General features: G+C 72.5%; 30 protein-coding genes. 20 read left to right on the top strand and 10 right to left on the bottom strand.

The window, feature by feature from the left end; genetic code table 11:
* Positions 1-13: 13 nt before the first annotated feature.
* Entirely contained in the window at positions 14-994 is a 981-nt protein-coding gene (locus ACF1GV_RS13275; RefSeq protein ID WP_391679969.1) for a helix-turn-helix transcriptional regulator, read from the bottom strand.
* A gap of 310 nt (positions 995-1,304) precedes the next feature.
* Here ACF1GV_RS13275 and ACF1GV_RS13270 point away from each other — a divergent pair, with 310 nt between their 5' ends.
* Positions 1,305-1,640, top strand: coding sequence for a hypothetical protein (locus tag ACF1GV_RS13270; protein WP_361634932.1), 336 nt, complete (start codon positions 1,305-1,307; stop codon positions 1,638-1,640).
* Positions 1,641-1,746: 106 nt separating this feature from the next.
* Here the strand turns inward: ACF1GV_RS13270 and ACF1GV_RS13265 are convergent, their stop codons facing one another.
* The gene (locus tag ACF1GV_RS13265) at positions 1,747-2,163 is read right to left on the bottom strand and encodes a pyridoxamine 5'-phosphate oxidase family protein (RefSeq protein WP_391679968.1); all 417 of its coding nucleotides are present in this window, start codon (positions 2,161-2,163) and stop codon (positions 1,747-1,749) included.
* A 150-nt stretch (positions 2,164-2,313) separates the two neighbouring features.
* Here ACF1GV_RS13265 and clpB point away from each other — a divergent pair, with 150 nt between their 5' ends.
* Entirely contained in the window at positions 2,314-4,911 is a 2,598-nt protein-coding gene (gene clpB / locus ACF1GV_RS13260) for an ATP-dependent chaperone ClpB (protein ID WP_391679966.1), read from the top strand.
* Between the two features lie 4 nt (positions 4,912-4,915).
* Here clpB and ACF1GV_RS13255 read toward each other — a convergent pair whose 3' ends face one another.
* Both ACF1GV_RS13255 and ACF1GV_RS13250 read right to left on the bottom strand, forming a co-directional pair.
* Positions 4,916-5,077 carry a hypothetical protein gene (locus ACF1GV_RS13255; protein WP_391679965.1) on the bottom strand — a complete coding sequence of 54 codons (162 nt, stop codon included), beginning with the start codon at positions 5,075-5,077 and terminating at the stop codon, positions 4,916-4,918.
* Between the two features lie 22 nt (positions 5,078-5,099).
* Complete coding sequence (locus ACF1GV_RS13250) at positions 5,100-5,561, bottom strand: hypothetical protein (protein WP_391679963.1); 462 nt, start codon at positions 5,559-5,561, stop codon at positions 5,100-5,102.
* Between the two features lie 140 nt (positions 5,562-5,701).
* On the opposite strand from ACF1GV_RS13250, the gene ACF1GV_RS13245 reads away from it, so the two are divergent.
* On the top strand, positions 5,702-6,232 hold the full coding sequence (locus ACF1GV_RS13245) for a YbjN domain-containing protein (protein WP_363269126.1): 531 nt from the start codon (positions 5,702-5,704) through the stop codon (positions 6,230-6,232).
* Here ACF1GV_RS13245 and ACF1GV_RS13240 read toward each other — a convergent pair.
* The gene (locus tag ACF1GV_RS13240) at positions 6,195-6,578 is read right to left on the bottom strand and encodes a hypothetical protein (RefSeq protein WP_391679961.1); all 384 of its coding nucleotides are present in this window, start codon (positions 6,576-6,578) and stop codon (positions 6,195-6,197) included. The two genes, ACF1GV_RS13245 and ACF1GV_RS13240, sit on opposite strands and share 38 nt — an antisense overlap.
* Positions 6,579-6,844: 266 nt before the next feature.
* Between ACF1GV_RS13240 and ACF1GV_RS13235 the strand changes: the two genes are divergently transcribed.
* Together ACF1GV_RS13235 and ACF1GV_RS13230 are read left to right on the top strand one after the other, a co-directional pair.
* Positions 6,845-7,294 (top strand): hypothetical protein, encoded by a 450-nt coding sequence (locus tag ACF1GV_RS13235; RefSeq protein WP_391679959.1) that lies wholly within the window; start codon positions 6,845-6,847, stop codon positions 7,292-7,294.
* On the top strand, positions 7,291-7,617 hold the full coding sequence (locus ACF1GV_RS13230; RefSeq protein WP_391679957.1) for a winged helix-turn-helix domain-containing protein: 327 nt from the start codon (positions 7,291-7,293) through the stop codon (positions 7,615-7,617). Before ACF1GV_RS13235 ends, ACF1GV_RS13230 begins: the two co-directional genes overlap by 4 nt.
* Positions 7,618-7,665: 48 nt before the next feature.
* Here the strand turns inward: ACF1GV_RS13230 and ACF1GV_RS13225 are convergent, their stop codons facing one another.
* Positions 7,666-8,862: a pyridoxal phosphate-dependent aminotransferase gene (locus tag ACF1GV_RS13225; protein WP_391679955.1), complete on the bottom strand. Its 1,197-nt coding sequence runs from the start codon at positions 8,860-8,862 to the stop codon at positions 7,666-7,668.
* Between the two features lie 168 nt (positions 8,863-9,030).
* Here ACF1GV_RS13225 and ACF1GV_RS13220 point away from each other — a divergent pair, with 168 nt between their 5' ends.
* The 15 genes from ACF1GV_RS13220 (at position 9,031) to ACF1GV_RS13150 (ending at position 23,159) form a co-directional block, all read left to right on the top strand.
* Positions 9,031-9,393 (top strand): hypothetical protein, encoded by a 363-nt coding sequence (locus ACF1GV_RS13220; RefSeq protein ID WP_391679953.1) that lies wholly within the window; start codon positions 9,031-9,033, stop codon positions 9,391-9,393.
* Between the two features lie 367 nt (positions 9,394-9,760).
* A complete protein-coding gene (locus ACF1GV_RS13215) occupies positions 9,761-10,279 on the top strand; it encodes a DUF2617 family protein (RefSeq protein WP_363269119.1) in 519 nt (172 codons plus the stop codon).
* Positions 10,280-10,397: 118 nt separating this feature from the next.
* Complete coding sequence (locus ACF1GV_RS13210; protein WP_391679952.1) at positions 10,398-12,044, top strand: polyamine aminopropyltransferase; 1,647 nt, start codon at positions 10,398-10,400, stop codon at positions 12,042-12,044.
* A 270-nt stretch (positions 12,045-12,314) separates the two neighbouring features.
* A complete protein-coding gene (locus ACF1GV_RS13205; RefSeq protein ID WP_391679950.1) occupies positions 12,315-13,214 on the top strand; it encodes an SRPBCC family protein in 900 nt (299 codons plus the stop codon).
* A 228-nt stretch (positions 13,215-13,442) separates the two neighbouring features.
* Complete coding sequence (locus ACF1GV_RS13200) at positions 13,443-14,231, top strand: aldose 1-epimerase (protein WP_391679949.1); 789 nt, start codon at positions 13,443-13,445, stop codon at positions 14,229-14,231.
* A 10-nt stretch (positions 14,232-14,241) separates the two neighbouring features.
* The gene (gene pyrE / locus ACF1GV_RS13195; RefSeq protein WP_391679948.1) at positions 14,242-14,790 is read left to right on the top strand and encodes an orotate phosphoribosyltransferase; all 549 of its coding nucleotides are present in this window, start codon (positions 14,242-14,244) and stop codon (positions 14,788-14,790) included.
* Between the two features lie 132 nt (positions 14,791-14,922).
* Positions 14,923-15,945: a class II fructose-bisphosphate aldolase gene (gene fbaA / locus ACF1GV_RS13190; RefSeq protein WP_391679946.1), complete on the top strand. Its 1,023-nt coding sequence runs from the start codon at positions 14,923-14,925 to the stop codon at positions 15,943-15,945.
* A 187-nt stretch (positions 15,946-16,132) separates the two neighbouring features.
* On the top strand, positions 16,133-18,157 hold the full coding sequence (locus tag ACF1GV_RS13185) for an Ig-like domain repeat protein (protein ID WP_391679944.1): 2,025 nt from the start codon (positions 16,133-16,135) through the stop codon (positions 18,155-18,157).
* Between the two features lie 13 nt (positions 18,158-18,170).
* Positions 18,171-18,584 carry a DUF3151 domain-containing protein gene (locus ACF1GV_RS13180; protein WP_363269109.1) on the top strand — a complete coding sequence of 138 codons (414 nt, stop codon included), beginning with the start codon at positions 18,171-18,173 and terminating at the stop codon, positions 18,582-18,584.
* 144 nt (positions 18,585-18,728) lie between these two features.
* Complete coding sequence (locus tag ACF1GV_RS13175; protein WP_391679942.1) at positions 18,729-19,568, top strand: tryptophan 2,3-dioxygenase family protein; 840 nt, start codon at positions 18,729-18,731, stop codon at positions 19,566-19,568.
* Positions 19,561-20,772 carry a kynureninase gene (gene kynU, locus ACF1GV_RS13170; protein ID WP_391679940.1) on the top strand — a complete coding sequence of 404 codons (1,212 nt, stop codon included), beginning with the start codon at positions 19,561-19,563 and terminating at the stop codon, positions 20,770-20,772. The genes ACF1GV_RS13175 and kynU overlap by 8 nt, the downstream gene beginning before the upstream one ends.
* A gap of 131 nt (positions 20,773-20,903) precedes the next feature.
* Positions 20,904-21,242: a hypothetical protein gene (locus tag ACF1GV_RS13165; protein WP_391679938.1), complete on the top strand. Its 339-nt coding sequence runs from the start codon at positions 20,904-20,906 to the stop codon at positions 21,240-21,242.
* Positions 21,243-21,252: 10 nt separating this feature from the next.
* Positions 21,253-21,585, top strand: coding sequence for a DUF4288 domain-containing protein (locus tag ACF1GV_RS13160; protein ID WP_391679937.1), 333 nt, complete (start codon positions 21,253-21,255; stop codon positions 21,583-21,585).
* Positions 21,586-21,637: 52 nt separating this feature from the next.
* The gene (locus ACF1GV_RS13155) at positions 21,638-22,444 is read left to right on the top strand and encodes an ABC transporter permease (RefSeq protein WP_391679935.1); all 807 of its coding nucleotides are present in this window, start codon (positions 21,638-21,640) and stop codon (positions 22,442-22,444) included.
* A gap of 1 nt (position 22,445) precedes the next feature.
* The gene (locus tag ACF1GV_RS13150; protein ID WP_363269103.1) at positions 22,446-23,159 is read left to right on the top strand and encodes an ATP-binding cassette domain-containing protein; all 714 of its coding nucleotides are present in this window, start codon (positions 22,446-22,448) and stop codon (positions 23,157-23,159) included.
* A 67-nt stretch (positions 23,160-23,226) separates the two neighbouring features.
* On the opposite strand, the gene ACF1GV_RS13145 is transcribed toward ACF1GV_RS13150, so the two are convergent.
* The 4 genes from ACF1GV_RS13145 to ACF1GV_RS13130 all read right to left on the bottom strand — a co-directional run bounded on the left by ACF1GV_RS13145 (position 23,227) and on the right by ACF1GV_RS13130 (position 26,294).
* A complete protein-coding gene (locus ACF1GV_RS13145; protein WP_391679933.1) occupies positions 23,227-23,955 on the bottom strand; it encodes a DNA-binding response regulator in 729 nt (242 codons plus the stop codon).
* Between the two features lie 199 nt (positions 23,956-24,154).
* The gene (locus tag ACF1GV_RS13140) at positions 24,155-24,586 is read right to left on the bottom strand and encodes a DUF2511 domain-containing protein (RefSeq protein WP_391679931.1); all 432 of its coding nucleotides are present in this window, start codon (positions 24,584-24,586) and stop codon (positions 24,155-24,157) included.
* Entirely contained in the window at positions 24,583-25,497 is a 915-nt protein-coding gene (locus tag ACF1GV_RS13135) for an ATP-binding cassette domain-containing protein (RefSeq protein ID WP_391679929.1), read from the bottom strand. Before ACF1GV_RS13135 ends, ACF1GV_RS13140 begins: the two co-directional genes overlap by 4 nt.
* Entirely contained in the window at positions 25,494-26,294 is an 801-nt protein-coding gene (locus ACF1GV_RS13130; protein WP_391679927.1) for a hypothetical protein, read from the bottom strand. The genes ACF1GV_RS13135 and ACF1GV_RS13130 overlap by 4 nt, the downstream gene beginning before the upstream one ends.
* Positions 26,295-26,400 lie beyond the last annotated feature (106 nt).

Raw genomic sequence — 26,400 nt, 5'->3', positions numbered from 1 at the left:
GGCTTGTGCCGCCTCACTGCTCCTTGTTGAGGATTCCGGACTGGGCTATCAGATAACCGAGCTGGGCCCGGCTGCCGCTGCCGAGAGCGGCGGCCAGCTTGGCGATATGGGCCCGGCAGGTGCGCACGTTCATGCCGAGGCGGCGGGCGATGGCCTCGTCGACGTGGCCCTCCACGAGCAGTTTGGCGATGGAGTGCTGGATCTCCGTGATGCCGTCGGGGGCGGTCTCGTAGGGCGCCCCGGCGCTCAGCGGGACGGCACGGTTCCACGTGAACTCGAAGACCTTGATCAGGTAGCGCACGAGTGCCGGGTTGCGCAGTTCCAGGGCCACTTGCTGGTCGTCCCGGGCCGGGATGAACGCGACGGACTCGTCGCAGATGATGAGGCGCTCGACCAGCTCGTCGATCGTGCGGTACTCCACCTTGCCGTTGGCGAGCTGTCCCACGTAGGCCAGTTGCTCCAGGTTGAAGCGCACGGTGTGCTGGTAGAGGGTCCGGATCCGCACACCGCGGTCGACCAGGGCGGTGTCACGGTCCAGCCCCTGACGGATGGTGCGCTCGGTGAAGCGGTTGCTGGGCTGCACCGTGAGCATTTCGGCCTGGCACTGGGCGGTGGCCAGGTCGAGCGCCGCGTTGATCCGGTCGCTGCCTTCCAGCACGGTGATGGAATGGGTGGCCGACGCCATGTTTCCGTTCAGGGCCATGAACGGCTCAAAAGCATCGGACAGTTCGATTGCCCACCGCCGGCGCTCCGCGATCTCCCGCTCGATGGGCAGCAAACGCTGCGCGAGCGCAAGCGCCGGGGGGACCGGACGCAGCCAGTCCGGGTCGTCGGGATCGGGGTGGAGCAGGGCGAACTCCATCAGGCAAGGGGCGGGTTCCGCCTCCGAGCGGGAGATACGGCCTTCGCGGAGGGCACCGGCGTAAAGGCGGCTACCCTCCTCGCACAGCTCGTTCGCCGCATGGGGATGTGCCGTCTTGGACCGATTCGACATCAAATCTCCACCCCCCAGGGTCCTGAACATGCAGGAACATGATGCACCGATTGTGTGGCCATGACGTGCCTGAATGAGCCATCGTCGTACTCGACGGGGGAAGAGGGGACCTTCAAGTGAGGACGAAGCCGACTATGGGGAAAAGAGTGCTTCGCTCGATACTTGTCGCCACCTTCTCCGCCGTTGTGGCCCTCGGAGCTCTGGGTGGCCACGCCGGTACGAAGGGCGACGATCGAGCGGACAGTAAGTGGCCGGCGGTGGCGGTGTCCTCCGAGTCCGTGGCTACGGCAGACGGTGCTGGGGGCAGATGATGGCGACTCCACCTGACGACCGTTCCTTCCGACGGGAAATGGCCACCGCGTACCGATCGGGCTGGCACTTCATCGACCTGGTCACCGCCATCCCCCACAACGGGGATTCGCTGATGGTGACCGTGTTCGGTGAGCCGGTCGTCGTCACGCGCGACGACGAAGGCGACGTGCGGGCGTACCGGTGTCTGCGGCGGCCTCGGGGGGCGCCGCAGCCTGTGCGGTGTGCCATCCGGTACGGAATGATCTTTGTGAACCTCGACCAGCGCGACCACCGGCTGTCGGAGCCGGACATCTCCGACGTGCGGACCATCTCGGCCACCCCCCGCAGTGCCTGACGCGATTCCCCCGTCGTAACAGATCGCTCAGGTGCTTCCCCCCGCAGCGGCGTCACCGTGACCTGAACACGGTGACGCCGCTGCAGTTTGTGCGCGTGTGCGCCGTTCATCCCCGGCCCATGGCCCGGTCCAGTTCGATCTCGATCACCACCCGTGACGGGTTCGGCGACGGCACGCGCTCGTAGCGCTCCGCATAGCGCCGCTCCGCCTCCGCGACCCGCTCCGCCTCGGTGCGGATGAAGGCGCGGCCCTCCAGCGTGGCCCAGCGCCGGCCGGCGACCTGGCAGACGGCGACCCGCGGGCCGCCCGCGGGGCCGGCGGCCCGCACATGCGCCACCTTCGCGCTCGCCTTGTTGGTGATCACCCGGGCCAGTCCCGCCTCGGGGTCGTAGGTCACTCCGACGGGTACGACGTGCGGCGTGCCGTCGGGACGCAGCGTCGTCAGGGTGCACAGGTGCCGTTCCCGCCAGAAGGCGAGATACGGCTCGTCCGGTGCGCCCGGGTCCTGGGGGTACGCGGTCATGGGACGCAACCTACCCGCAGCGGTGGCGGACCGCCGCCGTCAGCTCTCCCCTCCCTGCCTTGAGTGGAATAGACTCAACTTTGTGTACGTTGACCGAGTCAGTACGGGGAGACGGCTGACCCCAGCACGTGTAGGAGGAGAGAAGCGAACGTGGACGCCGAGCTGACCAACCGGAGCCGGGACGCGATCAACGCCGCCGGCAATCGGGCCGTGACCGAGGGACATCCGGACCTCACCCCTGCTCACCTGCTCCTCGCGCTGCTCCAGGGGCAGGAGAACGAGAACATCGTCGATCTGCTGGCCGCCGTCGACGCCGACCAGGCCGCCGTGCGCTCGGAGACGGAGAAGGTGCTCGCCTCCCTGCCCAGCGTGACCGGTTCGACCGTCGCGCCGCCGCAGCCCAACCGCGAGCTGCTCGCCGTCATCGCCGACGCCCAGGCCCGGGCCAAGGAGCTCGGCGACGAATACCTGTCCACCGAGCACCTGCTCATGGGCATCGCCGCCAAGGGCGGCCGGACCGGCGAGGTGCTCACCCGGCAGGGCGCCACGGCCGGCAAGCTCCAGGAGGCGTTCCGCAAGGCGAGGGGAGGGCGTCGCGTGACCACCGCGGACCCGGAGGGTGCGTACAAGGCGCTGGAGAAGTTCGGCACGGACTTCACCGCCGCCGCCCGTGAGGGCAAGCTCGACCCGGTCATCGGGCGGGACACCGAGATCCGGCGGGTGGTGCAGGTGCTCAGCCGCCGCACCAAGAACAACCCCGTCCTCATCGGCGAGCCCGGCGTCGGCAAGACAGCCGTCGTCGAGGGGCTCGCCCAGCGGATCGTGAAGGGCGACGTGCCCGAGTCGCTCAAGGACAAGCGGCTCGTCGCGCTCGACCTGGGCGCGATGGTGGCAGGTGCGAAGTACCGGGGTGAGTTCGAGGAGCGGCTGAAGACCGTCCTCGCCGAGATCAAGGACTCCGACGGGCAGATCATCACCTTCATCGACGAGCTGCACACCGTCGTGGGCGCGGGCGCCGGCGGCGACTCCGCCATGGACGCCGGCAACATGCTCAAGCCGATGCTGGCGCGCGGCGAGCTGCGCATGGTCGGCGCGACCACGCTCGACGAGTACCGCGAGCGGATCGAGAAGGATCCCGCGCTGGAGCGCCGCTTCCAGCAGGTGCTGGTCTCCGAGCCGAGCGTCGAGGACACCATCGCCATCCTGCGCGGTCTGAAAGGCCGCTACGAGGCGCACCACAAGGTGCAGATCGCCGACAGCGCGCTGGTGGCCGCGGCCACCCTGTCCGACCGGTACATCACCTCCCGCTTCCTGCCCGACAAGGCCATCGACCTGGTCGACGAGGCGGCCTCCCGCCTCCGCATGGAGATCGATTCCTCGCCCGTCGAGATCGACGAACTCCAGCGCGCCGTCGACCGGCTGAAGATGGAGGAGCTGGCGCTGAGCAAGGAGACCGACGCGGCCTCCCGTGAGCGCCTGGACAAGCTGCGCCGCGACCTCGCCGACAAGGAGGAGGAGCTGCGTGGCCTGACCGCCCGCTGGGAGAAGGAGAAGCAGTCCCTCAACCGGGTCGGTGAGCTGAAGGAGAAGCTGGACGACCTGCGCGGCCAGGCCGAACGCGCCCAGCGCGACGGTGACTTCGACACCGCCTCCAAGCTGCTGTACGGCGAGATCCCGGCCCTGGAGAAGGAGCTGGAGGCCGCCTCCGAGGCCGAGGAGGAGGTGGCCCGGGACACGATGGTCAAGGAGGAGGTCGGCTCCGACGACATCGCCGACGTCGTCGCCTCCTGGACCGGCATCCCGGCCGGGCGTCTGCTGGAGGGCGAGACGCAGAAGCTGCTGCGCATGGAGGACGAGATCGGCAAGCGGCTGATCGGGCAGGGCGAGGCCGTGCGCGCGGTGTCGGACGCGGTACGGCGTTCACGCGCCGGCATCGCCGACCCCGACCGCCCGACCGGTTCCTTCCTCTTCCTCGGCCCGACCGGTGTCGGCAAGACCGAACTGGCCAAGGCGCTCGCCGACTTCCTCTTCGACGACGAGCGGGCGATGGTCCGCATCGACATGTCGGAGTACGGCGAGAAGCACAGCGTCGCCCGGCTGGTCGGTGCCCCGCCCGGATACGTCGGCTACGAGGAGGGCGGCCAGCTGACGGAGGCGGTACGGCGGCGGCCGTACAGCGTGGTGCTGCTGGACGAGGTGGAGAAGGCACACCCGGAGGTCTTCGACGTCCTGCTCCAGGTGCTGGACGACGGGCGCCTGACGGACGGTCAGGGTCGCACGGTCGACTTCCGCAACACCATCCTGGTGCTGACCTCCAACCTGGGCAGCCAGTTCCTGATGGACCCGCTGACCAGCGAGGCGGAGAAGAAGGAGCAGGTGCTGGAGGTCGTACGGGCGTCCTTCAAGCCGGAGTTCCTCAACCGGCTCGACGACCTGGTGGTCTTCTCCGCGCTGACCAAGCAGGAGCTGAGCCGGATCGCCGAGCTGCAGATCAGCCGGCTGGCCAAGCGGCTCGCCGAGCGTCGCCTCACCCTCGACGTCACGCCCGAGGCGCTGGCCTGGCTCGCCGACGAGGGGATGGACCCGGCCTACGGCGCCCGGCCGCTGCGCCGCCTGGTGCAGAGCGCGATCGGGGACCGGCTCGCGAAGGAGATCCTCTCCGGCGAGATCAAGGACGGCGACACGGTCCGGGTGGACCGCTTCGGCGAGGGCCTGCTGGTCGGCCCGGCGACGGGCAAGACGCTCTGACGGCTCAGATGCCGGTCGTGAGGACGACGTACAGCGCCCACGGGAACCACGGGGAGAACGCCAGGCAGCCCCACCACAGGGTCCACAACACCCACCGCACCGCTTTCGGCGTGCGCATCCCCGCGTCATCGCGCACACCGGGTGCGGCGGGGATCTTGCCGGCCACCGGCTGACGGGGCCCGCCCGCGTCACACGGTGAATGCCGAGAACCGCACGCGTGCGGTCGACGTGCTCTCGTAGGTCACGTCGACCGTCACGGCGTTCGCCCCGGCGCCGGCGGGCGGCGGGTGGGCGTCGCTGTTCAGATCCAGGCACAGATCCGCGCCCTCGCGGCACAGCCGCGTCTCCGGCTGCTCCCCGTAGGTGCGGGTCAGCCAGCCGGTGGCGTCGGCCCGGGGCATGCGGAAGGTGACGAGGTAGTCGGTGTCCAGCCAGGTGCGCACCGTGCAGTCGGTGTCGTACGCGCCGTCGGGCAGACTCGCCCCGCCGAAGGCGAGGGCCTCGGTGCACGAGGCCTGCTCCGGGGCGCCGCCCAGCGGATAGTCGCTGGTCGCGAACCGCACCACCGCCGTGACCAGCCATATCAGGATCAGTACCGGCAGGACCGCGACCGCCGCCACCAGCCCCCACCGCTTCCCTCTTCGGGTCATGCCGTTCCCTTCCCGCTCGTGACGCTTTCGCCTGACCGGCCGGATCATGTCAGCCCAGGGCTGACAGGTCCCGTCGGGGCTTGCCACCCCCCTCCCCCTCTGGGGGAGGATGGCGGAATCCGTACGAAGGGAAATTCACGGTGACCATCGACCCGTCCTCGATTCCGAACTTCGGGGGCCAGCCCCAGCCGCAGCCGCAAGGACCGGCGGGCCCCGTCGTCCCGGATCAGGACCTCGTGAAGCAGCTCCTGGAGCAGATGGAGCTCAAGTACGTCGTCGACGACGAGGGTGACCTCGCGGCGCCGTGGGAGCAGTTCCGTACGTACTTCATGTTCCGCGGCGAGGACGACCAGCAGGTCTTCTCGGTGCGGACGTTCTACGACCGCCCCCACAAGATCGACGAGAAGCCCCAGCTGCTGGAGTCCATCGACGACTGGAACCGCCGCACGCTGTGGCCCAAGGTCTACACCCACACCCACGACGACGGCACCGTCCGCCTCATCGGCGAGGCGCAGATGCTGATCGGCATGGGCGTCAGCCTGGAGCACTTCGTCTCCTCGACCGTCAGCTGGGTGCGCGCCGCGATCGAGTTCGACCGCTGGCTCGTCGAGCAGCTGGGACTGGAGCAGGAGATCAACGACGCCGACGAGCCCGAGGAGGGCGAGGAGTAGTCCTCCCGGACCACAGGGGCGTACGGGCGATCACGGCCAGGTACGCGCCGTAGGCGAACGACAGCCCGGCCAGGGCGCCGGCCACCACGGCCGCGTGCCAGGGCCGGGCTTTCGCCGTGCGGCAGCGGGTGGCGGACGAAGCGCAGGGGCCGCGCCCGGCGTCGAAGCGTGAGCCCCACCGGCGCTGCACGGCGAAGGAGCCGCCGAGCGGGTCGCCGGCGCGCCGGCCGACCCGCAGCACGTACGTGGCCCGGCCGAGCGGCGCGAGCCCGGCGCCCGTCCACAGGCTGTGGAAAACTCCGCGACCGCGCCGCCGCACCATCTCCCGGGTCGCGGCGGCGAGCACCGCGGCGGCGACCGCGCACCAGTACAGGAGCCCGGCGCACCGGTGGATGCCGCAGGTGGCGGCGGCGGCCCAGGAGCGACCAGTCCCGACGCGTAGCCGCCGAGCGGGCGCCGAGCAGCGCGCGCGGCCGGCAGGAGGCCCCAGGTGGGGTGGGGGCGCGCACGTGACTCGATCGAGCGAAAGTACTTGCCGAGATGGAAAGTATTTTCGTAGAGTGGGGTGCACGGGGGCGGACCGACCACCGCCCCGGACACGGGGAGGACCAGATGACCCACAGCACCGACCAGCCGTACGACCCGCACGCCGCCGCGGCGGCCCTGCACGCCGCGCGTGACGCCCAGGCGGCCGCCCGGGCCGCGCAGCGCACACCGCGCCGCTATGTGATCGCGCAGGCCGCCGCCTGCGCCGTCGAGTTCGTCGCCTTGGGGCTCACCGGGGTGTACGAGCAGTGGGCGGGCCCGCTGCTCGCGCTCGGCCTGGCCGGCTTCGTCGCCTTCATGGCCCTGATGTGGGCGGGCGTGAGGCACGGCGGGAGCGTCCCGTGGCCCCGGCGGGAGGGGCGCCCGACCTGGCGGATCCTGGTGCCGCCGGCCGCGACGATCGCCGTGGGCGGCCTGGCCGCGATCCCCTACGGCATGTCCGGCGCGCTGGTGGTCTTCGTCGTGGTCTGCGTCCTGGACCTCGGACGGCGCGTCATACGAACGGAGCACGCGTGACCGACACCCCGCCACCCGCCCTGGACCGGGAACTGCAGCATCCCACCCGGCTGGCGCTCGTCGCCTACCTCTCCTCCTGCACGGAGGCCGAGTTCGGGGTGCTCCGGGACTACTGCGGCATCTCCGACTCGGTCACCAGCAAGACCGTCTCCGCGCTGGAGAAGGCCGGCCATGTGAGCGTCCGCAAGGGCTACGTCGGCAAACGGCCGCGTACCTGGGTCGCGCTCACGCGAGAGGGGCGGCGGGCGCTCCAGGCGCACCTCGCCGCGCTGGAGGAGATCGTCACCGCCGCCCGGCGCGCGGGCGCCGAGCAACAGGGGTGAGGACAGCCGAGCGGCGTAGGTGCGGTCGGCTGAGCGGCGGAAGTGTGGTCAGCCGGCCAGTGCCTTGAGCCGCTGTGCCGCCTCCTGCAACACCTCCGTGCGCTTGCAGAACGCGAACCGTACGAAGGGTGCGCCCGCCTCGCGGTGGTCGTAGAAGACGGCGTTCGGGATGGCCACGACGCCCGCCCGCTCGGGCAGTGCGCGGCAGAAGGCGAACCCGTCGTCGAAGCCGAGCGGGCGGATGTCGGTGGTGAGGAAGTACGTGCCGGCCGTCCGGAACACCCCGAACCCCGCTTCGGTCAGGCCCGTCGCGAGCAGGTCCCGCTTGGCGCGCAGGTCCTCGCGGAAGGCCGTGAAGTACGACTCCGGCAGGTTCAGCGCCTCGGCGATCGCGTACTGGAAGGGCCCGGCGGAGACGTATGTCAGGAACTGCTTGGCCGAGCGCACGGCCGCGACCAGACCGGGCGCGGCGGTGATCCAGCCGACCTTCCAGCCGGTGAACGAGAACGTCTTCCCGCTCGAGGAGATGGTGACCGTGCGCTCCCGCATCCCGGGCAGGGCCGCCAGCGGCACATGGGCGGCGCCGTCGAACACCAGGTGCTCGTACACCTCGTCGGTCACCACCAGCAGGTCCCGCTCCACCGCCAGCTCGGCGATCGCGGTCAGCTCCTCGCGGGTGAGGACGGTGCCGGTGGGGTTGTGCGGGGTGTTGATCAGCAGCAGCCGGGTGCGGTCGGTGACGGCGTCGCGCAGCTCGTCGAGATCGAGGCGGAAGGCGCCCGCGCCGAGATGCGGGCGCAGGGTGACCGGCACGCGCGTGCCGCCCGCCATGGCGATGCAGGCCGCGTAGGAGTCGTAGTACGGCTCCAGCGCGATGACCTCGTCACCGGGCTCGACCAGGGCCAGCAGGGCGGCCGCGATGGCCTCGGTGGCGCCCGCGGTGACCAGCACCTCGGTGTCCGGGTCGAACGCCAGCCCGTAGTGGAGCTGCTGGTGCGCCGCGATGGCCGTGCGCAGCTCGGGGACGCCGGGGCCGGGCGGGTACTGGTTGCCGCGTCCGTCGCGCAGCGCCCGCACCGCGGCCTCGCGGACCTCCTCGGGTCCGTCGGTGTCGGGGAAGCCCTGACCGAGGTTGATGGCCCCGGTGCGCAGGGCGAGGGCGGACATCTCGGCGAAGATCGTCGTCCCGAACTCGGCGAGCCGGCGGTTCAGCAGGGGGCGGGCGCTGGAGGTCATGCGGGCCATCCTGCGCCGAAGCTCTGGAGTTCCTCAACTCTGCTTTGGGCCGCGACGGGGACGGGCATCTCCCGGTCACACCAAGAGCGGGGCGGCCGACGGGGGACGCCTCGCCGGACCCCGCCGGGCGGCGCCCGGCGCGGGTCCACGGGGGAGAAACGGAAGGAGGGTGACGCCGTGAGCGTGTTCTTCGGCTTCATCCTGGTGCTGATCGTCTTCGCGGTGATCGCGGTGATCGTGTCCGCCGCGCGCCGCGGCCGGCGGACCACTCGGCGGGCCGCCGGCCACCACGGCCGCAGGAGTGCCGCCGCCGGTACCGTCTACGGCAGCAGCAGCGGCTCCGGCAACAGCTGGTGGGCCGGCGGGGGCGACACCGGTGGGTCGTCGTGCGGCTCGTCCTCGGGCGGGCACCACGGCGGTGGCCACTCCGGGCACGGCGGACATTCCTGCGGGGGAGGCCACTCCTCGTGCGGCGGCGGCTCGTCCTGCGGAGGCGGGTCGTCCTGCGGGGGAGGCGGATGCGGGGGAGGCAGCGGCTGACACGGGGCAGCCGAGTCTCGAACAGGGGAACGCATCCGCACCGCGGGGCCCGGGCTCGAGTCCGGGCCCCGCGGTGAACCGTCCGACACACGTGCGGTGGGCGCGCGTACGCCTTTCCGCGGGTGGGCGTACGCCGTCGTTGAACAGTTGAGCGTTGCAGCCCTCTGAGGGATGGAAACCCTCCGAAGTTGGGTAAAAACGCTGTGGCGGCCGCACAGTTCATGATTCCCTCTGAGTCACCACCCCAGCCCCGAGGACGTCTCGCGCGGACGCCTGCCCGCCGGGCTGACCGGGCCGATCTCCCGGTGTCGACCGGGGTGTGACGGACCAACGCCCCCTGATCTTTGCGTGCTTGCGGAGCCGATCCATGCTCACGACCCTGAAGACCTCCTACACCGACACGCGCGCGGCCGACCTCGCCTGGGCCCTGGGACGCGAACCGCTCCCCGCACTGGCCACGCTCGACCTCGAACTGTCCGGCGCCAAACTTCAGTTGCGACTGCTCGGCGCCTCCCATCAGGTACTCCTGGAGGAGGAGCGGGGTGTGTGCTCGGAGACGGTGGCCTGTATCCCGGGCAGCAGCACACCCCTGCCGCTCGGTGTGGCCAAACGCGTCGGCGACTGGGAGTACGAGTTCGCCGCCCGCGTCGAGGTGCTCTCCCCGGGCTCCTTCGCGGGCCGTGCGCAGGAACTGCTGGCCCTGGTCTCCGACCACCCCAACGGTCTGGCCGGTGTCTTCCCGGGCAGCCCGCACGCCTTCACGGCGCTGCTGGCGCAGGGCCACGACGGTCACGTCCACTGGCGCACCTGGCACGCCTACCCGCAGGACGGCCAACTGGTGGCCACCCGTACGCGGGTCGGCGCCCGGGTACCGGCGGCGGTCTAGGCGCGTCCGCGCCGGCACCCGTAGGAGTACCGGCCGTCGGCCGGGCAAACGCGCCAAGGGGCAACACCACGCGTGTGGGTGACGAAGCGTGGCGGGCCTCTGACGTAACGTCACAAGCGTGATGGAACAGCACGCCCCCGCCCCGCCCGGCGCGCCGCCGTCCTGGGGCCGCCCCGCGCGGCTGCCCGTCCGCCCGGGCACGGGCCGGTTCCTGGTCCTCGCCGGTGTGTTCGTGTGCGCCGCCTGCGGACTGGTGTACGAACTCGAACTGGTCGCCCTCGCCTCGTACCTGATCGGCGACTCGGTCACCCAGGCCTCGGTCGTGCTGTCGGTCATGGTGTTCGCCATGGGCATCGGCTCGCTGGCGGCCAAGCGGCTGCGCCGGCACGCGGCCATCGGGTTCGCCGCGCTGGAGGCGGCGCTGGCCCTCGTCGGCGGATGCAGCGCGCTCGCCCTGTACGCCGTGTTCGCCTGGACGGGTGCCTGGGGCGGGGTGTGGGCGAGCGGCCCGCGCTGCCTGCTGGTCGCCTTCTCCCTCGCCATCGGGCTGCTCATCGGGGCGGAGGTGCCGCTGCTGATGGAGCTGATCCAGCGCATCCGCCGCCAGGACGCGGGCGGCGCGGTGGCCGACCTGTTCGCGGCGGACTACGTCGGCGCCCTCGTCGGCGGCCTCGCCTTTCCCTTTCTGCTGCTGCCGCTGCTGGGCCAGCTGACCAGCTCCCTGCTCACCGGCGCGGTCAACGTCGTCGCCGGTGGCGCGCTCGTCCTCGGGCTGTTCCGCCGCGATCTGAGCCGGCGCGCCCGGCGGGTGCTGCTCGCCGTGGGTCTCGTCGTGCTCGGCGTGCTCGCCTTCGCCGCCGCCGAGGTCGACGACTTCGAGCGGGCCGCGCGGCAGGCCGTGTACGGCGACGGGGTGCGCGTCGCCGTGCAGAGCGGGGTCCAGGAGATCGTCCTGACCGGCGGCACCGCCGGCCGCCCCCTCGACCTCTTCCTCGACGGCCGGCTGCGCGTCGGCGGCCGCGACGAGCGGCGCTACCACGAGGCGCTCGTCCAGCCCGCGATGGCCGGGCCGCACGCACGCGTGCTGATCCTCGGCGGCGGCGACGGCCTGGCCGCCCGCGAGGTGCTGCGCCATCCGGATGTGCGGCGGCTGCGGATCGTCGAACTGGACCCCGAGGTGGTGCGCCTCGCCCGCACCGACCCGGCGCTGGCCCGGCTCAACGACCACGTCTACGGCGACCCGCGCCTGGCGGTCACCACCGCCGACGCCTTCGGCTGGCTGCGCACGGCGCCCTCCGGGTCGTACGACGTGGTGATCGCGGATCTGCCGGATCCGGGCATCACCGCCAGCACCAAGCTGTACTCGCAGGAGTTCTACGGGCTGGCCCGGCGTGTGCTCGCCCCCGGCGGGCGGCTCGTCGTGCACGCCGGGCCGGTCGCCGCGCGGCCCCGCGTGTTCTGGACCGTGGAATCGACACTGCGGGCGGCGGGGCTGCGCACGGTGTCCTACCGGGTCGGCGGCCGGGACTCCGGGTTCGCGGCCGGACCGGACCGCACGGCCGGGGTGGCACACCCGCCGGGGGACTGGGGCTTCGTCCTGGCCGGTACCGGCGCACGGCAGCCCGCGCTGCGCCTGGACCCCGTCGGGCCCCGTCCGGCCACGCTGACCCCCGGCGCGCTCGCCGCCGACGCGCGCGCCGCGGCCGGCACGCGGGTGCCGGGGCTGTCGCCGTCGACGCTGGTGCACCCGCGGTACCGGGGCTGACCGGCTCCAGGCGGAGGGTGTTGCGCGCGCACGCGTGGCGGCCCGCCTCTCCCTCAGGGCGGGTCGCACCCTTCCCCCCGGTCGGGTCGCTCGGCACCGACGTCACGGACCGTGGGGCGGGCCGAATCCCGCGCGCGGCGGATCTCGGGCGCAACCCGTGCGGTGGGTGTGCGGTTCCCGCAACCTCCGCGGTAGTCCGCAAGGGGGAGGGCGCGGGGATCCAGGCGCGTGGGGGTGCAGTTCGCCGCCCGCTGGGTAGGCTCCGTCGACATGGAGCATGAGGTGTTCGTCCCGGTCCCCGCCGAGCGGCTTCGGGCGGCGCTCGCCGACCCCGCCCGGATCGCCCGGGCGGTGCCCGGACTCCAGCGGGACGCAGGCGCGGAAGACGGCACGGACGTCGCCGGGCGGCTGAAGCTGCGGGTCGGCGGTCATTCCGTCACCTACCGCGGCACCCTGCGGGTCACCGGCCGCGAGGATGGTTCCTGCGCGGTCGAGGGCGATGCCGGGGAGGCGCGCGGCACCGGCACGGTGAAGCTGACGCTCACCGTGCGGGCCACGGACGCCGAGGGCGGCGCCACGCTCACCTTCGAGGGCGGCGCGACGGCGGACGGCCGTATCACCGAGCTCCCCGCCGACGAGGTCGAGGCGGCGCTCACCCGCCTCCTGACCCGCTTCGCGGAACAGCTGGGGCAGGAGACGGCGCCGACCGGGGCCGCGGACATCGCGCCCGAGTCGCCCGAACAGCTGTCCACCGGGGACTTCGAGCCGGCCGCGACCAGTGACTTCGACACCGCGCCGGATGCCGATGACGCGCCGGCGCCGTCCGTCTTCGACGTCGACGTACCGCCGCCGTCGCTGGACCCGCGCGCCGACGAGGCCGCCGGGCCGCCGAGCGAGGCCGCGCCGGACCACGGCGAGCCGCAGGCCGGCACCCCGGCGGACTACACCGACCCCGGCCGGCCGCCCGCCGAGGCCGCGCACGCCCGGCGCACGATGATCGGCCGCAGCGCCGAGGAGGTCGACCACGCGCCGCCCCGCGGCCGCTACGCCCCCGTCCCGGCCCCGCAGGCGGGCTCGGCGACGTCCACCCTGCGCTGGATGGCCCCGGCGGCGGTGGCGGTGGTGGCATCGGCGATCGTGGTCGGCCGCGCCCTGCGCCGCCGCCGCTGACCCCGCCCCGGAAAGCGACGCCCCGGAGTCGCACCGCGCCCGGACCGTCGCCCGGAGTCCCACCGCGCCCGAACCGGCCCCCCGGAGTCCCTCCGCCCCCGAACCGTCGCCCCGGAGTCCCACCGCCCCATAAACCGACGCCCCGGAGTCCTCCCGCCCCCGAACCGGCCCTGCGGCGTCCGCCGGTCCCGTCGCCCCGGCGCCGACCCGCCCCAGTACTGTCGTCCCGTGAGTAACGAAGACATCACGTTGAGCGCGGGGGACGCGCAGGTCGTCGTGCGGCCCGGCAGCGGTGGGCGGATCGGGTCGGTGCTGGTCGGCGGTGTGGAGCTGCTGCGCCAAGGGGACCGCTACGGCTGCTTCCCGATGGTGCCCTGGTGCGGGCGTATCCGGGACGGACGGTTCCGGGACGGTGCCATGGTGCACCAGATGCCGCTGAACGCCCCGCCGCACGCCATCCACGGCACCGCCCGCGACGCCGCCTGGACGACCGCCCGCGTCACCGCCGACGAGGCCGTCCTGACGTACGACCTGGTCGAGCCCTGGCCCTACCCCGGCCGGGTCACGCAGGTCGTCGCCCTCGCGCCGGACTCCCTGACGCTGACCATGTCGGTCGAGACGTACGACTCGTCGTTCCCGGCGCAGATCGGCTGGCACCCCTGGTTCCACCGGAACCTGGGCGGCCAGGACGTCACGCTGGACTTCTCGCCCGCCTGGCAGGAGGAGCGCGGCGACGACCACCTGCCCACCGGCAACCGGATCGAGCCGCGGCCCGGCCCCTGGGACGACTGCTTCGGGATGCCCGGCGGTGTCGACGTCACCCTCACCTGGCCGGGGCAGCTGCGGCTGAAGGTGGCCAGCCGCGAGGAGTGGGTCGTCGTGTACGACGAGCAGGCCGAGGCGGTGTGCGTGGAGCCGCAGACCGGGCCGCCCAACGGACTGAACACCGCCCCGCGCCTGGTCACGCCCCTGGAGCCGCTGGAGGCCACGACCACCTGGAGCTGGCGGCGCCTTTAAGCTGGCAGACATGACGGACGTTCGCGCGGCGCTGCTGCAGCAGATCAAGGACAAGGCCGTGGTACACGGCAGGGTGACCCTCTCCTCGGGTCTGGAGGCCGACTACTACATCGACCTGCGCCGCATCACTCTCGACGGCGAGGCCGCCCCACTGGTCGGCCAGGTCCTGCTGGACCTGACCGCCGATCTGGAGTTCGACGCGGTCGGCGGCCTGACCATGGGCGCCGACCCGGTCGCCGCCGCCATGCTGCACGCGGCCGCCGCGCGCGGGAAGAAGCTGGACGCGTTCGTCGTCCGCAAGGCCGCCAAGGCGCACGGCCTGCAGCGCCGCGTCGAGGGCCCGGACATCGCGGGCCGCCGCGTGCTGGTCGTCGAGGACACGTCCACGACCGGTGGCTCCCCGCTCACCGCCGTCGAGGCCGTGCGCGAGGCCGGCGCCGAGGTGGTCGCCGTCGCCACGATCGTCGACCGGGCGACCGGTGCCGCGGAGAAGATCCAGGACGGCGCGGGGGTGCCGTACCTGTACGCCTACGCCAAGGACGAGCTGGGCCTGGACTGACCGCTCTCTGGACCGTGCCTGGACCTTCCGGCCGAGTCTGGGAAGATGGGGCCGACGATGACGTCGCCCCCATGGTCTAGGTCAGGGCCGTAACGCACCACACGCCCACCCGCACATACAAGGAGCGGACAGATGCCCATCGCAACCCCCGAGGTCTACAACGAGATGCTCGACCGGGCGAAGGCAGGCAAGTTCGCCTACCCGGCCATCAACGTCACCTCCTCCCAGACCCTGCACGCGGCCCTGCGCGGCTTCGCGGAGGCGGAGAGCGACGGCATCGTCCAGATCTCCACGGGTGGTGCCGAGTTCCTGGGCGGCCAGCACAACAAGGACATGGTCACCGGCGCGGTGGCCCTGGCCGAGTTCGCGCACATCGTCGCCGAGAAGTACGACGTCAACATCGCCCTGCACACCGACCACTGCCCGAAGGACAAGCTCGACGGGTATGTGCGTCCGCTGCTGGCGCTGTCGAAGAAGCGCGTCGAGGCCGGTCTGAACCCGCTGTTCCAGTCCCACATGTGGGACGGCTCCGCGGAGACCCTGGCCGACAACCTGTCGATCGCCCAGGAGCTGCTGGAGCAGGCCCGCGCCGCCAAGATCATCCTCGAGGTCGAGATCACCCCGACCGGTGGCGAGGAGGACGGCGTCACGCACGAGATCAACGACTCCCTGTACACCACGGTGGACGACGCGATCCGTACGGCGGAGGCGCTCGGCCTGGGCGAGAAGGGCCGCTACCTGCTCGCCGCGTCCTTCGGCAACGTCCACGGTGTGTACAAGCCGGGCAACGTCGTCCTGCGTCCCGAGCTGCTGAAGGAGCTGAACGAGGGCGTCGCCGCGAAGTTCGGCAAGGCCTCGCCGTTCGACTTCGTCTTCCACGGCGGCTCCGGCTCCTCCGAGGAGGAGATCCTGACCGCCCTGGAGAACGGTGTGGTCAAGATGAACATCGACACCGACACCCAGTACGCCTTCACGCGTCCGGTCGCCGCCCACATGTTCACCCACTACGACGGCGTCCTGAAGGTCGACGGCGAGGTCGGCGACAAGAAGACCTACGACCCGCGCACCTGGGGCAAGCTGGCCGAGGCGGGCATGGCCGCCCGTGTCCTGGAGGCCTGCAAGCACCTGCGCTCCACCGGCACCAAGATCAAGTAAGCGGCCCCGCCGCCGACCGAGGGCCCGGCGCCCGTGCTGCGGCACGGCGCCGGGCCCTCGGCGTGTCACAGGCGCCGGGGGCGCCGCACAGGTGATACTCCCGCGCGCGATGTCAGGGACATGCTCTACGCTGCGCTTCGCCGCGTCTCCCTCGGGACGCGGGGACCATTGGGGGGTCTCCTACATCGTGCGTAAGCGCTCTCTCTCGGCCGCGACGGCGCTCGCGGTCCTCTGCAGTTCCGCGGCGCTCGTCGCGGGCACGGCCGGCTCCGCCGCGGCGGACAGCAGCTTGCTGCTGCCGCTCAAGAGTGCCGGCGACGTCGTGGTGGACGGCGTCCACCAGCGGATCTTCATCAGCGATCCGTCCGCCGGCAAGGTCGTCGCGACCAACTACTCCGGCGCCGTGCTGGCCACCGCCTCCGCCCTGCCGGGCGTCACCGGCCTCGCCCTGTCCGACGACGCGAACCGCCTGTACGCCGCGGTACCCGGCGCCGACGCCGTCGTCGCCCTGGACACCCAGGCGGTCACCGAGCAGGCCCGGTACGCGACCGGCGAGGGCACCCACCCGCGCTTCCTCGCGCTCGCGGGCGGCAAGATCTGGTTCGGCTACGGCAGCGACATCGCCAACGGCGCCTGGGGCGACGACGACGGCGACATCGGTTCGCTGGACGTCTCCGGCGCCGACCCGGTGGTGGCCCTGGGCCAGGACACCGAGACCGCCTACTCGGGCGCCCCGCGCCTGGCCGCCTCGCCGGCGAACCCGAACGTCATCGCCGCCGCCGGCTCGTACCCCAACAGCTTTGCCCTCGCCACCTACGACGTGACGACGGGCAGCGCGGTGCGCACCGCGCGCGCCGAGGGTGACCAGAACGCGGCGCGCGGCATGACGAACGACCTCGCCTACACCCCGGACGGCACCCGCCTGATCACCGCCAACCCGGGCAACAGCCACTCCGTGTGGCAGACCTCGGACCTCACCCAGGTCGCCGGCTACCCGAGCGAGTACCACGGCGCCGCCGTGGCCGTCGCCCCGGACGGCACCGTCGCGGCGGGCTCCGACGCCGCGTACGGCGACGACGTCTTCGTCTACCGCCCCGGTGAGCAGACCGCCGTGCGGCACTACGACTTCCCCGGCACCGGCTACATCGGCAGCGGCAGCGGGGACGAGCTGGTCGACGGCGGTCTCGCCTGGGAGCCCGGCGGCAGCCGCCTCTTCGCGGTGACCCGCAACGACCGCGGCGCCCTGCGGCTGCAGCGGATGGACGAGCCGGTCAAGTCCGCGCCCGTCGTCACCGTGAAGGCACCGGCGACCGCCTCGCTCGACAAGGCGCTCACCGTCTCCGGCACCGTCACCGCGAGCCTGCAGCTGCCCGCCGGGACGCCGCTCACCGTGACGCGGTACGACGCCGAGGCACCGAACGGCAAGGCGCTCGGCACCAAGCCGCTGGGCGCGAACGGCGCGTACTCCTTCACCGACACCCCGACCGCGGCCGGCACCGTCACCTACAAGGTGACCTACACCGGGGACGCCGAGCACGCGGCCGCCGCCGCGATCGCACGGGTCGGCGTCGCCCACAAGGCGACCGCGATCAGCCTCGACCGCAACGGCACGGTCGTGAACTACGGCACGACGGTGACGTACACGGCCACCCTCGGCCCGACGTACCGGAACCGGGTCGTGGAGATCTGGGCCGACCCGTGGGGCTACGAGCCCAAGCGGCTGCTCAAGCGGGGCACCGTCGACGCCCAGGGCAAGCTGTCGGCGTCCATGTGGATGAACCGCGACACCACCGTCACCGCGGTCTTCGCCGGGGACGCCCGCAACGGCTACGCGTCCGCCAAGTCGGGTGTGTACACCCGCGCCGGGGTGACGACCACGCTGTCCCGCCACTACAAGTGGACCAAGATCGGCACCACCTGGTACCAGACCTACCACCAGAGCACCGACGCGCTGATCACCACCTGGCACAACGCCTACCCGGGCCGCTACACCCGGATCGACGTGCAGGTGTACGTCCAGGGCGCCTGGCAGACCGGTTTCTCGGAGTTCTACGAGCTCGGCAGCGACGGCAAGATGTACCTCACCCTCGAGAACGACGGCGCCGCCGGTGTGCGCGCCCGGGTGCGGTCGGTGTACGTCGACGGCTACAACGGGGACAACGTGAACGCCGGTGTCACCGGACCGTGGAAGTACTTCAACGTCACCCGGTGACAGACTGGACGCCATGTCCCTTCACGAGAACCTGCTCGGGGGTCCGCCCCCGACCCACCTGCCCGACGACCCGGAGCCGCGCGAGCTCCTCGCCAAGGGCACCCCGCCCGCCGAGGTCGCCGCGCGGTTCCCGGCGTCCTCACTCGCCTGGGCCCAGCTGGCCGACGACGCGTTCGAGCGGGGTGCGGCGGTGGAGTCCTACGCGTACGCCCGGACGGGCTACCACCGCGGCCTGGACGCGCTGCGGCGCAACGGCTGGAAGGGCCACGGCCCGGTGCCGTGGGAGCACGAGCCGAACCGCGGCTTCCTGCGGGCCCTGCACGGCCTCGCGCGGGCCGCGCACGCGATCGGCGAGGAGGAGGAGTACGAGCGCTGCTCGCAGTTCCTGAAGGACTCCTCGCCGGCCGCGGCGCAGACGCTGGGCTAGAGCGTTCTCCCTGGTGGGCCCGCCCTTGACGGGGCGGGCCTTGCCGTTTCCCCGGTGATTGCGGAGGATGCGGGTGGGGACCGGGGCCCCCGTGCCGGTAACGGCAGGGGCGGACCGCTACCCGGAGTACAGCAGGAGACAGCGATGTCCCACGAGGCTCACCAGTCCGACGAGCTTCAGACCCCGCATCTCGACTTCGAGGGCACCACGCCGTACGAGGACTACGTCAAGGCGGACGTGCTCACCCACCTCCAGCACACCCTCTCCGACGATCCCGGAGAGATGGTCTTCCTGGTCACTACCCAGGTGATGGAGCTGTGGTTCACGGTCATCGTCCATGAATGGGAGACGGCCGCGCGCGCCCTGCGCGAGGACCGGGTGCCGGTCGCGATCGATGCGCTGAAACGTTCCGTGCGCGAACTGGAGGCGCTGAACGCCTCCTGGAAGCCGCTGGGCGGACTCACCCCGCAGCAGTTCAACTCCTACCGGTCCGCGCTCGGCGAGGGCTCCGGTTTCCAGTCCGCGATGTACCGGCGGCTGGAGTTCCTGCTCGGCGAGAAGTCCGCGTCCATGCTGGTGCCGCACCGCGGCGCGCCCCGCGTCCACGCGGAACTGGAGAAGGCGCTGCACGAGCCGTCGCTGTACGACGAGGTGCTGCGGCTGCTCGCGCGGCGCGGGTACGCCGTTCCGGCGTCCGTGCTCGGGCGGGACGTGTCCCGCAAGTACGAGCCGTCCGACGCCGTCGAGGAAGCCTGGGCGAAGATCTACTCCGGCGACGAGAGCGGCGAACTGGCCCGGCTGGGCGAGGCGTTGACGGATGTCGCGGAGCTGGTGTGGCGCTGGCGCAACGACCACCTGACGGCCACGCGCCGCGCCATGGGCGCCAAGCAGGGCACCGGTGGTTCGGCCGGGGTGGCGTGGCTGGAGAAGCGCGCCCAGAAGAACGTGTTCCCGGAGCTGTGGACGGCGAGGTCCCATGTCTGAGCCGAGTGGAGCGTCCGCGGTGCCGGAGCTGGGCGCGCGGGCGGAGAAGCTGGATGCCGCGGACGAACTCGCAAACGTGCGCGGCCGTTTCGTGCTCGACGACGTCGTGTACCTGGACGGCAACTCGCTCGGCGCGCTGCCGGCGCATGTCCCGGGCCGGGTGGAGGACGTCGTCCGCCGCCAGTGGGGCGAGCTGCGCATCCGCTCCTGGGAGGAGAGCGGCTGGTGGACGGCGCCCGAGCGGATCGGCGACCGGATCGCGCCGCTGGTCGGCGCGGCGCCGGGGCAGATCGTCGTGGGCGACTCGACCAGCGTGAACGTGTTCAAAGCGCTGGTCGGCGCGGTGCGGCTGGCCGGGGACGGGCGCCACGAGATCCTCGTCGACGCCTCCACGTTCCCGACGGACGGATACATCGCCGAGTCGGCGGCCCGGCTGACGGGGTGCACGCTGCGGGCGGTGACGCCGGCGCAGGTGCCGGGGGCGCTGTCGGAGCGTACGGCGGCGGTGCTGCTGAACCACGTCGACTACCGCACCGGGCGCCTGCACGACCTGCCGTCGCTGACCGCGGCGGTGCACGCGGTGGGCGCGGTCGCGGTGTGGGACCTGTGTCACAGCGCGGGGGCGCTGCCGGTGGGGCTGGACGAGCACGGGGTGGACCTGGCGGTCGGCTGCACGTACAAGTACCTCAACGGCGGCCCCGGTTCGCCGGCGTATCTGTACGTGCGCCGTTCGCTCCAGGACCGTTTCGACTCGCCGCTGCCGGGCTGGAACTCCCACGCCGAGCCGTTCGGCATGCGCCCCGAGTACGCGCCGGCGCCCGGTGCGCTGCGGGGGCGTGTGGGCACGCCGGACATCCTGTCGATGCTGGCGCTGGAGGCGGCGCTGGACGTCTGGGACGGGGTGTCGATCGAGGCGGTGCGTGCCAAGTCGCTCGCGCTGACGGACTTCTTCCTGACGTGCGTCGAGGAGTACGTGGGCCCGGGTCGGGTCGAGTCCGTCACGCCGGTGGCGCACAGGGAGCGCGGCAGCCAGGTCGCGTTGCGGTGCGCGGACGCGGGTGACGTCATGAAGCGCCTGATCGAGCGGGGGGTGGTGGGCGACTACCGGGCCCCTGACGTTCTGCGCTTCGGCTTCACACCGCTGTATGTGGGGTTCGCGGACGTGGAGCGGGCGGCTCGGGTGCTGGGGGCTGTCTTGAGCTAGCGGCGTGCGGGTGGGCCGGTCACCCGTGACTGACGGGGGACTGCCAACCGGGCTGCCAGGACGCGGTGGTGGCCGATGTCGGTGGAAAAGTCGGACGCGTTCGTGATGAACCGTCCGACAGGAGGACCGATATGAAGACACTGAGCCGTGTCCTGGCACCCGCCCTGCTCGCGCTGTCCCTCGGAGGTCTGGCGGTGCCCGCCGCGTCCGCCGCCCCCGCGTCCGTCCCCGTCGTGCAGGCGGCCGACGACGCGGGCCTGGTGGCCGGCCGGGACTGCCGGGCGGGGGACAACCTCGACGAGATCGCCGCGAAGTTCATCTCCCGCTGCAAGAAGGGCTCGATCCGCCGGGAGTTCCCGAGCGACCGTCTCTCCCGCAGCCTCGGGGAGATCTACGACGGCAAGCAGCGCGGTGACCGCGATGACGTCAAGGCGTGGAAGCTGCTGAACGACCGCCGCTTCGACAAGTAGCGTGGATCACGTGAGCGAGACATCCGACGTACTGCCCTTCGTGGCGCTGGTGGTGATGGAGGCCACCGGCGCCGGGGAGCCCCTGTTCCAGGAGAACGTCGTCCTGGTGCACGCACCCGACGAGACCTCCGCCCGGCAGCGGGTGGAGCGGCGGGCGCGTGACGCCGAGACCGACTACCTCAACGATCAGGGGCAGACGGTCAGCTGGCGGCTGAAGGCGATCGTCGACGTCAAGGAGGCCGAGGACACCGACCTCGGCCGTGACGCCGACCTGTACACCCGCCACTTCCGGGACTGGGCCGCGTACGAACGGGTGGAGCCGCTGCTCTCCCGCGAGGAGTGACCGGCCGGCGGCTGTCGTGAACCGGAGCGCGGCCCCCGGCTACGTACCGGGCATGCGATACGACACGACAGCTGCCCCGCCCCCGGCGGGGGAGCGAGACGACCCCTCGCTGATCACCGTCACGGGAACGGAACTGGCCCGCCTCAAGCGAGGCTTCCTGGCGTGGTACCACCTGCTGGCCCCGGTGGCCATCACCGTGCCGCTCTTCCTCGGCGCGCTCGGCTCGTCGGAGGCCAGGGCCGGGCAGACGTTCGAGGTCTTCCGGAACGTGACCCTGGAGTTCTGGGGCGTCCTGGTGCCGATGACGGCCGGGCTCGCCGCCGCCCTGTCCGTGCGCGCCGACCAGGACGCCTGGCGCCTGCTGCTCTCCTACGGCGTGCCGCGCGGCAGGTACTTCGTCGGGAAGGTCGCCGCGCTCGGGGTGCTCGGATTCCTCTCGGCGACCGTGCTGCTGGTGATGCTCTCCCTGGGCGCCGCGCTCAGCGGACGCTTCCCGGACGCGCTCGGCACCGTGGCCGCCGCCGTCTATCTGCCCTGGCTGGTCGGCCTGTCCATGACCGCGCTGGCGACGCTGGTCGCCGTGGCGTGGGGCATGGGACCCAGCATCGGCGTGGGCGTCGCCGGACTGCTGTGCGGGGCGCTCGTCTCGGACAAGGTGTTCTGGTATGCGGTGCCGTTCGCCTGGCCGATGCGGGTGGTGCTGCCGCTGGCCGGCATCGGGCCGAACGGTGTGCCGCTGCCCAAGGACAGCCCCGTCACGGATCCGGGGGCCATTCCGGTCGCCGTCGCTCTCGCCGCCGTGCTGGCCGCCGTCCTGCTCGCCGTGGGCCGGCTGCACATGACCCGCAAGGAGATCTGACATGGTGCCCGCCCTGCGCATCCGCGACCTGCACAAGCACTACGGCACCCACCGTGCCCTGGACGGCGTCGACCTGACCGTGGAGTCGGGAGAGGTCTATGGGCTGCTCGGCCCGAACGGCGCCGGCAAGACCACGCTGATGAAGGCGCTGCTCGGGCTGCAGCGGCCCACCTCCGGGAGCATCGAGATCCACGGCCGCCCGGTGGGCCGGGACAGCCTCGCCGAGGTCGGCGCGCTCATCGAGGTGCCCGGGCTGTGGCCGCAGCTGACCGCCGACGAGACGCTGCGCATCCACGCCCGGCTGCGCGGGGTGCCGAGGGAATGGATCGAGCCCGCGCTGGAGCGGGTCGGCATGACCGGGGCGCGGGAGCGCAAGGTCGGCGCGTACTCGCTCGGCATGCGCTGGCGTCTGGGCATCGCGGTGGCGCTGCTGGCGCGGCCGCGGCTGATCGTGCTGGACGAGCCGACGAACGGCCTCGACCCGGTGGGCATCCGGGAGATGCGCGGCATCATCCGCTCCCTCGCCGGGCAGGGGGTCGCGGTGCTCATCGCCAGCCATCAGCTCGCCGAGGTGGCGCAGGTGTGCGACCGGGTCCAGGTGCTGGTGGCCGGCAGCACCCGCTATGAGGGCCCGCTGGACGGGCTCGCCGTCGACGGAGATGTCGAGGCCGGCTTCTTCCGGCTGGTGGAAACGGCCGGTGCCGGCATCCGGTGAGGCCGTCACGGTGCGGTCCGGCCGCCCTGGGTGCGCGGGCGGCCGGACCGCACGGCCTCGGGGCGGGTCAGCCGGCCCGGCCGACCGGGCGGCCGGGAGCGTCGATCAGCCCCAGTTCGGCCGCCCGCGCGTGCAGTTCGCTGCGGCCCGACACCCCGAAGGCGTCGTACAGCTTGCGGATACGGCGGTACATCGACCGCTCCGAACAGTAGTTGCGGCGCGCGATCTCCGACACCGTCGCCGAGGTGCACAGCATCCGCAGCAGAGCGGCGTCGTAACCGCCCGGGCGGGGGGCGAGGGCGGGGTACGGCTCGGTGCCGGGCGCGGGGACGGGCGGCCGTATCGGAGCGCCGTCCGGCAGGACACACAGCCGGAAGGCCGGACGGCCGGCGGCGGGTGAGTCGGTGTCGGGCGAGGCGTGCGCCCGGCAGCGCGCCAGCAGCAGGTCGATCTGCCGCTCCTCGGGAATGGCGAGGTTGAGGACGCAGTTCGCCCCCGAGCGTATGGCGTTGTAGGTGAGGTGCCCGGACACGTCGTCGGTGACGGCGATCAGCAGCGCCATCGCATGGCGGGTGCGCAGGGCCCGCAGCCGGTCCGCCTGGAGTTCGCTGGACACCGGCAGGAGGACGGGCAGCCCGGGATCACCCGGGGCGGCCAGCTGGGAGTCGTCGACGAAGTCGACGCGGTCGAGGCCGGCCCGCAGCGTGCTGAGCGGCGTGCCGGGCGTGGAGAACGGCCGCTTCAGGCCGGTGTGGGCGAGGACGTGGAGCGACGTGGTGACGATGAGCTGGGTCAAGACGGTGTTCCCCCGTGGTTCGCAAGGTCGGTTCCGTACGGTTCGGTGCCCGACCGGTGGATCCTGAGCTTCGGTGTCCTGCGTCATGGGTCCTGGTGTTCAGGTCGGCATGCGGTCCTCGGACGTGCTGCCCCTGTGTGGCGGGGCAGCAGGAACCGCGCCGCCCCGGTGGGAGCGGCGCGGTGGCGGGCTCCGGTGGTCAGCCGGCGGCCCTGCACAGCTTCAGGGTCTTGCTGAGCAGTGAACCCAGACTGATCGGGTCGCCGTCGTCGCCCTTGGCGCGCAGCGGCCCGATGTCGTGGTAACCCGCGTCCCGCGCACGGTCGTTGAGTGCGTAGGCGGTGCCGTCGGGCGCGGTGAAGACGGCCTGGGTCCCCTTGCGGCACTCGGCGGTGCCGTGGTCGACGGTGAGCGGCCAGGTGTATCCGAGGTTCTCGGCGCTCATCCGCTGTGCAGTGGAGGTCGGGCTGGGCAGCGGGTCGGGGTGGCCGGTGGCCGGGTGGCTGGTGCCGCTGCCGCCGCACGCGGTGAGGGCGAGCAGCAGGGCTGCCGCGCCGGCGAGTGTCACCGGCAGGGTCGTGCGGGTCCGGGACGGCCGGCCACAGCCGGGAGTCGATGTCTCGGATGTCATGAACTGGCTACCTCGCTCTCGGGAGAGGCGGACGGGGTGACAGGGTGTCCGGTGGCTCGGAGCAGGGCCGCGTAGCCGTCCTCCAGCGTCGGCTGCACCGGCCGGGCGTCCGGAGGCGGCACGGAGGCGACCACGCGGTACTGGGGGCCGTCGGCGGTCGTGAGCGCGCTGACCACGTCGGCGCCCGGCGGCGGCGCCGCGGCGCCGGCCGGCAGCAGATAGGTGCAGCCGGCGGCCTGGCTGATCAGCGCGGACGTGGTGTCGTGGAAGACGAGTCGGCCCGCGGTGAGCACCGCCACCTCGGGGCAGGTCTGGGCGACGTCGTCGAGGATGTGCGTGGACAGCAGCACGGTGCGGTGGCCGCCGAGGTCGGCGAGCAGTGCGCGGAACCGCATCCGCTCGTGCGGGTCGAGCCCCGCGGTGGGCTCGTCCACGATCAGTACCGTCGGATCGCCGAGCAGCGCCTGGGCGATGCCGATACGGCGCCGCATGCCGCCGGAGAAACCACCCAGCCGCTCCCCGGCGCGGTCCTCCAGACCGACCTCGGCGAGCCGGTCGCCGACCTGGCGGCGGCGTTCGCGTTTGTCGTGGACGCCCTTGAGGACGGCGATGTAGTCGAGGAACTCCCGTGCCGTCAGGTCCGGATACGGCGACAGCTCCTGCGGCAGATAGCCGAGGGTGCGTTTCATCGCGGTCAGGCCCGCGGTCGTGGCCAGGTCGTGCCCCGCCACGACGACGCGGCCCGACGTGGGTTTCAGCACGCCGGTCAGGATGCGCAGCAGCGTGGTCTTGCCCGCGCCGTTCGCCCCGAGCAGGCCGACCGTACCGCCCTCGATGTGCAGGTCCACGTCCTCCAGGGCGCGCCGGCCCCCCGGGTGAACCTTCGTCAGGGATTGCGTCGTGATGTTCATCGGGGTCGCTCTCCGTGTCGTCGTGGGCGTGCGGCGAGGTGACCGAGGACGTGGCACACCACGGCGGTCAGCAGCACCAGTGCGAGGTTCAGGCAGGCGGAGGTGCCGGTGGCGTCCGGGCGCAGCGGGCCGGCGCCGTCGCGGGCCGCCCAGACCGACGGCGCGTCCGCCCATGCCACGAGCGGATAGCCGCCGAGCGGCGACAGCACGGTGCCGGTGGGCGTCGGCAGCGGGGAGAAACGGGGAGGGAACTGGGTCGCCCACAGCCACACCGCGACCAGGACCGCCCGCGCGGCGGCGACCGGCATGAGCAGGCCCAGCAGCCCGGCGAGCGCCGTCGCGGCGAGCGCGGCGGGAACGACGGCCGTGACCAGGGCGGTCAGCGCCGCCGCGAGGGGGCGGGCGTCGGCGTGGGCGAGCGCGAGAACCGCACCGTAGACCAGCAGCAGGGCGGCGATCGGCGCGAGCGCGGTCAGCAGGGGGCCCAGGAGGGCACCGGTGCTGCGCGACAGACGGCCGGTCGGAGTGGCCGTCAGCAGTTCCGGCATGCCGCGGGTCCGCAGACCGCGGCGCGGCAGGTCGGTCGTCGCGAGGGCCAGGCCGAGCGCGCAGAACGTGTTGACCAGCACCGCGGCCGCGCCCACGCGGGTCGCGGGGTCGGCGGCGGCGGTGACCACGGGCGAGGTCAGCGCGAGCAGCAGGCTCAGCGCGGCCAGCGGGAGCACGGCGGCCCACACCGTGCGGCGCCGGGCGGCCATGAGGGCCTCGTAGCGGACGCTGCAGAGGAAGACGGTCATGGGGTCACCCGGGTCGCGGGGGATCGGGGGGTGGGTGCGGTGGCCGGGTGGGTCGCGGCCTCGGGTGCGGAAGGCGGGCGTGCCGAGTCGCTCTGGGCTGTGGGGG

Source organism: Streptomyces sp. NPDC014006 (assembly GCF_043088925.1).
Taxonomy (GTDB): domain Bacteria; phylum Actinomycetota; class Actinomycetes; order Streptomycetales; family Streptomycetaceae; genus Streptomyces.
The sequence above is the reverse complement of the archived record's forward strand: the minus strand, read 5'-3'. Positions and strand labels throughout refer to the sequence as shown.